This window comes from Lelliottia nimipressuralis (assembly GCF_004402045.1).
GTDB lineage: Bacteria > Pseudomonadota > Gammaproteobacteria > Enterobacterales > Enterobacteriaceae > Enterobacter > Enterobacter chinensis.
On the sequence record NZ_SOMG01000004.1, the window covers coordinates 20,864 to 29,000 of the forward strand.

Here is an 8,137-nt window from a genome sequence, read left to right on the forward strand (position 1 = left end):
AGCGAGAATTACTCGTCTTCCAGTTCGATGTTGATACCCAGCGAACGAATCTCTTTCAACAGTACGTTGAAGGATTCAGGCATGCCCGGTTCCATCTGATGGTTGCCGTCCACGATGTTTTTATACATCTTGGTACGACCGTTCACGTCATCAGACTTAACGGTGAGCATTTCCTGCAGGGTGTATGCCGCGCCGTATGCTTCCAGCGCCCACACTTCCATCTCCCCGAAGCGCTGACCACCGAACTGTGCCTTACCACCCAGCGGCTGCTGAGTAACCAGGCTGTAAGAACCGGTAGAACGAGCGTGCATCTTGTCGTCGACCAGGTGGTTCAGTTTCAGCATGTACATGTAACCTACGGTTACCGGACGCTCGAACTGTTCACCGGTACGGCCGTCAAACAGCGTAATCTGACCAGACGTTGGCAGACCACCCAGTTGCAGCAGCTCTTTAATTTCAGCTTCTTTCGCACCATCGAATACCGGCGTTGCGATTGGCATACCTTTTTTCAGGTTCTCGGCCAGGCGCAGCACTTCTTCATCGCTGAAGGTGTTCAGGTCGACTTTCTGACGCACGTCGGTACCCAGATCGTAGGCACGCTGGATGAATTCGCGCAGTTTCGCGACTTCTTCCTGCTGCTTCAGCATGGCGTTAATCTTGTCGCCGATACCTTTCGCAGCCATACCCAGGTGGGTTTCCAGAATCTGACCGATGTTCATACGAGACGGTACACCCAGTGGGTTCAGTACGATATCTACCGGCGTACCGTTAGCATCGTGCGGCATATCTTCGATCGGGTTGATCTTAGAGATAACACCCTTGTTACCGTGACGACCTGCCATCTTATCACCAGGCTGGATCTGACGTTTAACAGCCAGATACACCTTAACAATCTTCAGCACGCCTGGTGCCAGATCGTCGCCCTGAGTGATTTTACGGCGTTTCGCTTCGAGTTTTTTCTCGAACTCGTGTTTCAGTTCGTCATACTGCTCAGCCAGCTGTTCCAGCTGATTCTGTTTCTCTTCGTCGGTCAGGCCCAGTTCCAGCCAGCGATCGCGTGGCAGTTTGTCGAGCTTCTCAGCTTCAACGCCACCGGCAACCAGCACCGCATAGATACGGCTGAACAGACCCGCTTCGAGGATCTGCAGTTCTTCAGACAGGTCTTTCTTAGCCTGTTTGAGCTGCATCTCTTCGATTTCCAGCGCACGTTTATCTTTTTCAACGCCATCACGGGTGAAGACCTGAACGTCGATAACCGTACCGGAAACACCGTTAGGTACGCGCAGAGAAGAGTCTTTAACGTCAGACGCTTTCTCACCGAAGATTGCACGCAGCAGTTTCTCTTCTGGCGTCAGCTGGGTTTCACCTTTCGGTGTTACCTTACCAACCAGAATGTCGCCGCCGGTCACTTCCGCACCGATGTAAACGATACCGGATTCATCCAGCTTGGAGAGCGCAGCTTCACCCACGTTAGGGATGTCAGCGGTGATCTCTTCTGGCCCCAGCTTGGTGTCACGGGACACACATGCCAGTTCCTGAATGTGGATGGTGGTGAAACGATCTTCCTGAACCACACGCTCGGAAACGAGGATGGAGTCTTCGAAGTTGTAACCGTTCCACGGCATGAACGCTACGCGCATGTTCTGACCAAGCGCCAGTTCACCGAGGTCGGTGGACGGACCGTCTGCCAGCACGTCGCCGCGCTCAACTGGCTCACCCAGAGATACACAAGGCATCTGGTTGATACAGGTGTTCTGGTTAGAACGGGTGTATTTGGTCAGGTTATAAATGTCGATACCTGCTTCGCCCGGGTACATCTCGTCTTCGTTAACTTTGATAACGATACGGGAGGCATCCACGTACTGAACAGTACCGCCACGTTTAGCAACCGCAGTAACACCGGAGTCAACGGCAACAGCACGTTCCATACCGGTACCAACCAGCGGCTTATCAGCGCGCAGAGTTGGAACGGCCTGACGTTGCATGTTCGCACCCATCAATGCACGGTTGGCGTCATCGTGTTCCAGGAACGGGATCAGGGACGCACCGACGGATACCACCTGCTGGGTGGATACGTCCATGTAGTCAACCTGGTCGCGGCTGAACAAACTCGATTCGCCTTTGCTACGGCAGGTAACCAGATCTTCTACAAAGTGGCCTTCGTCATCCAGGTTGGAGTTCGCCTGAGCGATAACGTAGTTACCTTCTTCGATAGCAGACAGGTAGTGAATTTCGTCGGTTACAACACCGTCAGTCACTTTACGGTACGGAGTCTCGAGGAAACCGTATTCGTTAGTCTGTGCGTACACGGACAGGGAGTTGATCAGACCGATGTTTGGACCTTCAGGCGTTTCGATAGGACATACGCGACCGTAGTGCGTCGGGTGTACGTCTCGAACTTCGAAGCCTGCACGTTCACGGGTCAGACCGCCTGGGCCGAGTGCAGAGATACGACGTTTGTGCGTAATCTCAGACAGCGGGTTGTTCTGGTCCATGAACTGAGACAGCTGGCTGGAACCGAAGAACTCTTTCACTGCTGCAGAAATCGGCTTGGCGTTGATCATATCCTGAGGCATCAGGGTATCCAGATCGCCCAGAGACAGACGCTCTTTCACCGCACGCTCTACACGTACCAGGCCAACGCGGAACTGGTTTTCCGCCATTTCGCCTACGGAACGGATACGACGGTTGCCGAGGTGGTCGATATCGTCCACTTCGCCTTTACCGTTACGGATATCGATGAGCTTCTTCATCACTTCGATGATGTCGTCTTTGCTCAGGATACCGGAACCTTCGATCTCATCACGCAGCAGAGAACGGTTGAACTTCATACGACCAACCGCGGACAGATCGTAGCGGTCTTCGGAGAAGAACAGGTTCTCGAACAGGCTTTCAGCCGCTTCGCGAGTTGGTGGCTCACCAGGACGCATCATGCGGTAGATTTCAACCAGCGCACTCAGACGATCGGTCGTTGGGTCGACGCGGATAGTCTCAGAGATATAAGGACCGTGGTCCAGATCGTTGGTGAACAGCGTTTCGATACGTTTGTGGCCAGACTGGCTCAGCTTAGCCAGCAGATCCAGGCTCAGCTCCATGTTCGCCGGGCAGATCAGCTCGCCAGTTGATTCATCAACGTAATCTTTCGCGGCTACTTTTCCTGCAATGTATTCAACCGGAACTTCGATGTGTTTGATATCATCTTTTTCCAGCTGACGGATGTGACGCGCGGTGATACGGCGACCTTTTTCCACATACACTTTGCCGTCGGCTTCGATGTCGAACGACGCGGTCTCACCACGCAGACGTTCCGGCACCAGCTCCATCTGCAGCTTGTTGTCGCGGATTTCAAAGATCACTTTCTCAAAGAACAGGTCCAGGATCTGCTCAGTAGTATATTGCAGCGCACGCAGAATGATGGTTGCAGGCAGTTTACGACGACGGTCGATACGGACAAACAGGTTGTCTTTTGGATCGAACTCGAAGTCCAGCCATGAACCACGGTAAGGAATGATGCGCGCGTTATACAGTACTTTACCGGAAGAGTGTGTTTTACCTTTATCGCTGTCGAAGAAGACGCCCGGGCTACGATGCAGCTGGGAAACGATAACACGCTCAGTACCGTTGATAACAAAAGTACCGTTGTCTGTCATGAGTGGAATTTCACCCATGTAGACTTCTTGTTCTTTAATGTCTTTTACGGTGCCTTCTGGCGCTTCGCGCTCGTAGATCACCAGACGCAGTTTTACGCGCAGCGGTGCGGAATAGGTCACGCCACGGATCTGACATTCCTGAACGTCAAACACCGGCTCGCCAAGGCGATAGCTGACGTACTGCAGCTCGGAATTACCGCTGTAGCTCTGAATCGGGAACACGGATCGGAAGGCTGCTTCCAGACCGTACTGCCCTTCAGGATCTTGCTCGATAAACTTCTGGAACGAGTCAAGCTGGATAGAAAGGAGATATGGAATGTCCAGAACTTGTGGACGTTTACCAAAATCCTTACGAATACGTTTTTTCTCGGTATAGGAGTAAACCATAGGGTTCCTCAGCTCGCTGACAAGTCGACCCATCTGTCCGACGAAGGGACAGTTTGTGCAACACCATTTTGTGGACCGGAAAATTGAATACTTTCCGCAATACCTGTTGCTATCACGCTTAAACCATTTCGTCGCGATTTACACAGAGCGAGCACCCTGTCGCAATATATTAAGTCGTCGATAGAAACATGCATTGTCAGGACAATCAGCAGTCAAACAGTGTGAAATGCTACTGATGCCTTACAGCGCAAAAAGGCTGGTGACTAAAAAGTCACCAGCCATCAGCCTAATTGCTTAGGCTGCAACCAGAAAAGTTGGCTTATTTAACTTCAACTTCAGCGCCAGCTTCTTCCAGAGATTTTTTCAGTGCTTCTGCGTCGTCTTTGCTCACGCCTTCTTTCAGCGCAGCTGGAGCAGATTCTACCAGGTCTTTAGCTTCTTTCAGACCCAGGCCAGTTGCGCCACGTACTGCTTTGATAACAGCAACTTTGTTAGCGCCAGCAGCTTTCAGAATTACGTCGAATTCAGTTTTTTCTTCAGCAGCTTCAACCGGGCCAGCAGCTACAGCTACAGCAGCAGCAGCAGAAACACCGAATTTTTCTTCCATTGCAGAAATCAGTTCTACAACGTCCATTACGGACATAGCTGCAACTGCTTCAATGATTTGATCTTTAGTGATAGACATTTAAATTGTTCCTGAAAATCAGAATAAGTTTATACGTAAGCAAATGCTTTATAAAGATAACTGCTATTAAGCAGCTTCTTTCGCATCGCGAACAGCAGCCAGAGTGCGAACCAGTTTGCCAGCCGAAGCTTCTTTCATGGTTGCCATCAGGCGTGCAATTGCTTCTTCGTAGGTCGGCAAGGTTGCCAGGCGATCGATTTGCGATGCCGGGATCAACTCACCTTCAAAGGCTGCAGCTTTGACCTCAAATTTTGCATTCGCTTTCGCGAACTCTTTGAACAGACGAGCAGCAGCGCCCGGGTGTTCCATAGAGTATGCAATCAGGGTCGGACCAACAAACGTGTCTTTCAGGCACTCGAAAGGAGTACCTTCAACTACGCGACGCAGCAGGGTGTTACGAACAACACGCATGTATACGCCAGCTTCACGACCTGCTTTACGCAGTTCAGTCATTTTGTCTACAGTAACGCCACGGGAATCCGCAACTACTGCAGACAGCGCGCCTTTGGCTACTTCGCTGACTTCAGCAACAATCGCTTGTTTGTCTTGAAGATTTAAAGCCATTAGCTTTGCTCCTGGATGTTTGCCGGAACTCATGTTCCGGAACTCACTTCACTCAACCCAACGGGAAGAGCGTCTTAATACGGTGAGCAGAAACAAGCCAGAGTATCCAAAAATAATCTTAGCGTTCTGTCACCGTCTACGCAGGGGATTAAGTCTCTTGCGAAACACCTGCGGTCTTCGACGGAGGCCTGGATTAGGCCAGGCTCCAACGAACAAATCTTTTAGCCGCTAACTTTTGTTAGCAAACGTGGGGGTAAGATTGTAGACAAAATCACCGCCCACGTAAAGGCATTAGTTTGCAGCAGCGCTCAGGCCAGCCTGGTCAACTGCAACACCTGCACCCATGGTGGTGGAGATGCTAACTTTCTTGATGTACACGCCTTTCGCCTGAGTTGGTTTTGCTTTTTTCAGCGCAACCAGCAGAGATTCCAGGTTTTCTTTCAGTTTGTCAGCGTCAAAGTCCACTTTACCGATGGTGGTGTGGATGATGCCGTTTTTGTCGTTACGATAACGAACCTGACCTGCTTTAGCGTTCTTAACCGCTTCAGCAACGTTAGGAGTTACAGTACCAACTTTCGGGTTAGGCATCAGGCCGCGTGGACCCAGAACCTGGCCCAGCTGGCCAACAACGCGCATTGCATCTGGAGAAGCAATAACAACGTCAAAGTTCATTTCGCCTTTCTTGATCTGATCAGCCAGATCTTCCATACCTACCAGTTCAGCGCCGGCAGCTTTAGCAGCTTCAGCGTTTGCACCCTGAGCAAATACAGCTACGCGAACGGAACGGCCAGTACCGTGTGGCAGTACAGTTGCGCCACGAACGTTCTGATCGGATTTACGCGCGTCGATGCCCAGGTTAACGGCAACGTCAACGCTTTCAACGAACTTAGCAGTTGCCAGTTCTTTCAGCAGAGCGATAGCTTCGTTGATGTCGTACTGTTTGGTCGCATCAACTTTGTCACGGATCACGGACATGCGCTTGGTCAGTTTAGCCATTTCTTAGTCCTCCACTACCAGGCCCATGGAACGTGCAGTACCTTCGATTGAGCGAGTCATCGCTTCAATGTCGGCACCAGTCATGTCGGCAGCTTTGGTCTGCGCGATTTCCTGCAGCTGAGCGCGGGAAATTTTACCCACTTTGTCTTTGTTCGGTTTACCGGAACCAGACTTGATACCAGCCGCTTTCTTCAGCAGAACTGCTGCTGGAGGGGTTTTGGTAACGAAAGTGAAAGAACGGTCAGCGTAAACAGTGATTACGACTGGGATTGGCAGACCTTTTTCCAGGGATTCAGTTTTTGCGTTGAACGCTTTACAGAATTCCATGATGTTCACACCCTGCTGACCCAGTGCTGGACCAACTGGTGGACTTGGGTTCGCCATACCAGCTGCAACCTGCAGCTTGACGTAGGCTTGTACTTTCTTAGCCATTCTAAAATCCTCTGATTGGGTAATAGCGCCTCAGAGAGGCTCCCCGTGAATAAAATTCGTTTTACAGGCTGTGGCCTATAAAAACAAAAGGCGCGAAATTGTATTCCAATCTCGCGCCTTGTGCAACGGTTAAATCGTCGCTTTTTTGATCGCTGCTTAGGCTTTTTCTACCTGAGCAAAGTCCAGTTCTACCGGGGTCGCACGACCGAAGATAGAAACAGAAACTTTCAGGCGGGACTTCTCGTAGTCCACCTCTTCAACCACGCCGTTAAAGTCAGCAAACGGACCGTCGCTAACACGAACCATCTCACCCGGTTCAAACAGCGTTTTCGGACGCGGCTTATCACCCACCTGCTGCAGGCGGTTCATAATCGCATCAACTTCTTTGTCGCTAATTGGCGCCGGACGGTCAGACGTGCCGCCGATAAAGCCCATCACGCGCGGTACGCTGCGCACCAGGTGCCAGCTCGCGTCGTTCATCACCATCTGAACCAGCACGTAACCCGGGAAGAATTTGCGCTCGCTTTTGCGACGCTGGCCGCCACGGATCTCGACCACTTCTTCGGTCGGCACCATAACTTCGCCAAACAACTCTTCCATATTATGTAATTTGATATGCTCACGCAGCGATGTAGCTACGCGGCCTTCAAAACCGGAAAACGCCTGAACGACGTACCAACGCTTTTTAGGGGCTTCAGACATCTTAGAACCTCAGGCCAGTGATAAAGGAAACCAGGCGAACCAGAATACCATCCAGTCCCCACAGGATCAGTGACATTACCGCAGTCACAGCAGCCACAATCAGAGTGGTGTGCAGTGTTTCCTGGCGAGTTGGCCAAATCACCTTGCGGACTTCGGTACGCGCTTCACGTGCAAAAGCAACGGTTGCTTTACCTTTCGTCGTTAACAGCGCGACACCGCCCGCTGCAGCAATCAGAATCACCACTGCCAGCGCGCGGAGCGGCAGCATCATGTCACGATAAAGATAGTTGCCAACGATTGCCACAATCAGCAGCACGGCAACAGCGACCCACTTCATCGCTTCCAGGCCGCGCCCGCTCCCTTGAGCTTCGGTATTCGCACTCATAAACCAACCTGTCAGAAGAATTCTACAAATAATTTCACCCCGCGATTGCGAGGCGACCAAATCGATACGCTTAATCCCTTTACGGATTATACGCTCTCTGCAGAGCCTGTCTCAGCAATGATTATGACAAAAATAATCACTGATGAGCCAGGTTCTGATGTGAAAGCGTGCAAAAAGGGCATCAAATGATGCCCTTTTCATGCGCATTGCGTCAAATGTTATCAGCAATTAGCTGAGAACTTTAGCAACCACGCCCGCACCAACGGTACGGCCGCCTTCACGGATTGCGAAACGCAGACCGTCGTCCATCGCGATTGGGTGGATCAGAGTCACAAC

8 protein-coding genes are annotated in these 8,137 nt (G+C 51.3%); all 8 read right to left on the minus strand.

The window, feature by feature from the left end; all coding sequences use genetic code 11:
* Positions 1-8: 8 nt before the first annotated feature.
* The gene (gene rpoB / locus E3U32_RS02110; protein WP_047345341.1) at positions 9-4,037 is read right to left on the minus strand and encodes a DNA-directed RNA polymerase subunit beta; all 4,029 of its coding nucleotides are present in this window, start codon (positions 4,035-4,037) and stop codon (positions 9-11) included.
* 319 nt (positions 4,038-4,356) lie between these two features.
* Positions 4,357-4,722, minus strand: coding sequence for a 50S ribosomal protein L7/L12 (gene rplL, locus E3U32_RS02115; protein WP_000028879.1), 366 nt, complete (start codon positions 4,720-4,722; stop codon positions 4,357-4,359).
* A 66-nt stretch (positions 4,723-4,788) separates the two neighbouring features.
* Positions 4,789-5,286, minus strand: coding sequence for a 50S ribosomal protein L10 (gene rplJ / locus E3U32_RS02120; protein WP_004097644.1), 498 nt, complete (start codon positions 5,284-5,286; stop codon positions 4,789-4,791).
* 291 nt (positions 5,287-5,577) lie between these two features.
* Positions 5,578-6,282: a 50S ribosomal protein L1 gene (gene rplA / locus E3U32_RS02125; protein WP_006176745.1), complete on the minus strand. Its 705-nt coding sequence runs from the start codon at positions 6,280-6,282 to the stop codon at positions 5,578-5,580.
* 3 nt (positions 6,283-6,285) lie between these two features.
* Positions 6,286-6,714 (minus strand): 50S ribosomal protein L11, encoded by a 429-nt coding sequence (gene rplK / locus E3U32_RS02130; protein ID WP_008503452.1) that lies wholly within the window; start codon positions 6,712-6,714, stop codon positions 6,286-6,288.
* 156 nt (positions 6,715-6,870) lie between these two features.
* The gene (nusG, locus tag E3U32_RS02135; RefSeq protein ID WP_002438628.1) at positions 6,871-7,416 is read right to left on the minus strand and encodes a transcription termination/antitermination protein NusG; all 546 of its coding nucleotides are present in this window, start codon (positions 7,414-7,416) and stop codon (positions 6,871-6,873) included.
* 1 nt (position 7,417) lies between these two features.
* Positions 7,418-7,801 (minus strand): preprotein translocase subunit SecE, encoded by a 384-nt coding sequence (gene secE, locus E3U32_RS02140; RefSeq protein ID WP_014068449.1) that lies wholly within the window; start codon positions 7,799-7,801, stop codon positions 7,418-7,420.
* Between the two features lie 228 nt (positions 7,802-8,029).
* On the minus strand, positions 8,030-8,137 hold a 108-nt coding region (locus tag E3U32_RS02150), incomplete at its 5' end, for a hypothetical protein (protein ID WP_072109227.1).

What these genes read in the sequence shown, in the direction of transcription:
- rplJ (WP_004097644.1), bottom strand. Translation starts at nt 5,286, where the DNA reads ATGGCTTTAAATCTTCAAGACAAACAAGCGATTGTTGCTGAAGTCAGC.
- rplA (WP_006176745.1), bottom strand. Translation starts at nt 6,282, where the DNA reads ATGGCTAAACTGACCAAGCGCATGTCCGTGATCCGTGACAAAGTTGAT.
- secE (WP_014068449.1), bottom strand. Translation starts at nt 7,801, where the DNA reads ATGAGTGCGAATACCGAAGCTCAAGGGAGCGGGCGCGGCCTGGAAGCG.
- rpoB (WP_047345341.1), bottom strand. Translation starts at nt 4,037, where the DNA reads ATGGTTTACTCCTATACCGAGAAAAAACGTATTCGTAAGGATTTTGGT.
- rplK (WP_008503452.1), bottom strand. Translation starts at nt 6,714, where the DNA reads ATGGCTAAGAAAGTACAAGCCTACGTCAAGCTGCAGGTTGCAGCTGGT.
- rplL (WP_000028879.1), bottom strand. Translation starts at nt 4,722, where the DNA reads ATGTCTATCACTAAAGATCAAATCATTGAAGCAGTTGCAGCTATGTCC.
- nusG (WP_002438628.1), bottom strand. Translation starts at nt 7,416, where the DNA reads ATGTCTGAAGCCCCTAAAAAGCGTTGGTACGTCGTTCAGGCGTTTTCC.